This window comes from Motilibacter deserti, assembly GCF_011250635.1.
Classification (GTDB): Bacteria; Actinomycetota; Actinomycetes; order Motilibacterales; family Motilibacteraceae; genus Motilibacter_A; species Motilibacter_A deserti.
The window spans coordinates 1-603 of sequence record NZ_JAANNP010000166.1; the positions used below are offsets into that span (position 1 = coordinate 1).

A 603-nucleotide genomic window follows, 5' to 3' on the forward strand; every position below is an offset into this window, starting at 1 on the left:
GGCTCAGGGAAGTGTCAACGCCCCCACGGGGTCCTCGTCAGGTGCCCCGGCCCTCATCGAGAGCCGGGGCACCGTGTCGTCGGGCGGGGGTTACCGCGTCCGCAGGTTGAACGTCGCGGTGGGGCCGTAGCCGCCGCCGATGGAGTGGTCGATCGTGTAGGCGCCGGCGTTCGGGCCGCCGACGGACTGGCTGGTGTTGTTCGACCCGACGAGCGGGACGAACGCGCCGATGGTGAAGGTGGTGCCGTCCGGCGCGACGTACTCGGCCTGGGCGTTCGCGCCGTTGATGTTCGAGCTGCTGACGGCGGCGGTGACGTCGTCACCGGGGTTCAGCGTGGTGGGGAACTCGGTGGTCCAGGAGCCGGTCTTGTCCTCGGAGACGCGGGTGAGGGTCTGGCCGGTGTTGTTGAGCACGCGCGCCTTGACCGAGGAGGTGGACTCGATCGCGCCGAACGCCTTCGTCCGCAGGTTGAACGTCGCGGTGGGGCCGTAGCCGCCGCCGATGGAGTGATCGATCGTGTAGGCGCCGGCGTTCGGGCCGCCGACGGACTGGCTGGTGCTGTTCGACCCGACGAGCGGGACGTAGCCGCCGATGGTGAAGGT

1 protein-coding gene is annotated in these 603 nt (G+C 70.1%); it reads right to left on the bottom strand.

The genetic code is table 11. From position 1 onward, the window contains the following. Positions 1 to 90: 90 nt before the first annotated feature. A partial coding sequence (locus tag G9H71_RS21840) for a hypothetical protein (protein ID WP_166284875.1) occupies positions 91 to 603 on the bottom strand: 513 nt, incomplete at its 5' end.